Raw genomic sequence first — 1,517 nt, 5'->3', positions numbered from 1 at the left:
TTTCTGATTCCTTCTCAACAGTTGAGTCAGAATTGTTGACTTCCCCACACATCATATCAATTTCTCTGAACAGTTCTCGATAATTTTTCTTTTTTATTTGCTTATCTGCCATGCTGCCTCCTGCCAGTAGTGCCGAACGCTCGGCATAAGGCGCGGCGGCTTTTTGCCGTCGCTCTTAATGCCGTTGTTCGGTGCCTCGTTCAGATTCCAGTTGCTTAAGTTCCATAAGCTGGATTGATTTTTTTTCTTCGCTTGTCCCAACAACTTCGATAATTTTTTCTATGCATAAAAGTTTATATAGTTTTGTTCCGATAATTACCCCTTTTAGAGTTAAGCCTTCAACTTCACCAAGTTCTCCATTATGAGTATTATTCTCTTGATCAACCAATCTCCATTTGCCATATTTTTCATCAACCTTATCGAAATAACCTATTAATTCAATTTTCTCTTCTTTAAGTTCGTCTTGTTGGTTAAATATTTCATATAGATATTGTGCTTGATCGCTTGTGATTTGTTTCGTGATTGGACTTTTTATGCTAGAAAATGCCCATGAATATGAAAGTTTGCTTTTGCTTTCAGCTATATATTTAAGAAAATTAATGTATGTATTTGCGAAATGGCCTTTATTCTCGGATAAAAGCTTTAAGGATGAATCAACATTATCGATATTGTCAACATGCTGATCAACTAGGAGTAATGCTCTTATTATTTCTGTTTCACCGAACAAATTTGGATAAGACTGGGATTGCATTTTAACTTTGAATGAGCCTGGCGCAAAGGCAAAAACGTCGAGCTGGTAGTTTTCTTGCACATTCAACTGTTTTCTACTGGCATATGGAATTTGCGCAATTGACTTTTTATACGCATATTTCAACATAGTCTGAAATCGTAAAAGTGCCTCTGCCAGACTTAATGTATTTATTTTTGGTTCATTTGCCGATTCTGGAGGATTTAAACTTAAATATACAATTGTTTTAGCTTTGTCCTTCGATTCGGCTACAATTTCAGATTGGCCTTGATCAATTTTAATGACAACACCTTCATCTGGATACCATTTGTCAGGAAGTTCCTCATTTTCTAATGAAGTTATTTCAAAAAAATTTAATTCAAAGTCATGAATTTTGGATTGGTAATATTTTTTGATTTCTGGTGACACAAAAACAGCTCGCAAATCAATATGTCCATTGGAAAAATATCCAAGTTTTTTTTCTGAAATTTGGATACATGCGTAATTATCAAATCCTTCATTTTGTTCAACAACCATACATATATAATTTGTGCCAACCGCATCACGGGCAACAAATAATTGTGGCGTGTCATAATAGAGTAAAATATCTTTTAAAAAAATTTGAGTATTCATGTTACAGCTCTTCAAATACTAAAGTTTCACTGTTTTTGAAGCCGTTCAAACATGGTTTTAAAATTTTGCGATATTTTTTCACAAAACATAAAAAGATGGCATGTAAAATGCGTTGCAATTTATATACCAAGTATTTCAAGCACTTACGTCAACTTTT

1 protein-coding gene is annotated in these 1,517 nt (G+C 33.8%); it reads right to left on the bottom strand.

The window, feature by feature from the left end; genetic code table 11:
• Positions 1–175 precede the first annotated feature (175 nt).
• Positions 176–1,360 carry a DUF6575 domain-containing protein gene (locus tag VXK47_RS17495; RefSeq protein ID WP_435550071.1) on the bottom strand — a complete coding sequence of 395 codons (1,185 nt, stop codon included), beginning with the start codon at positions 1,358–1,360 and terminating at the stop codon, positions 176–178.
• Positions 1,361–1,517 lie beyond the last annotated feature (157 nt).

Origin of the sequence: Desulfobacterium sp. N47 (assembly GCF_051233685.1) — a bacterium.
Classification (GTDB): Bacteria; Desulfobacterota; Desulfobacteria; order Desulfobacterales; family RPRI01; genus RPRI01.
Note: the sequence above shows the minus strand (reverse complement) of the source record. Positions and strands in the feature narration are given on the sequence as shown.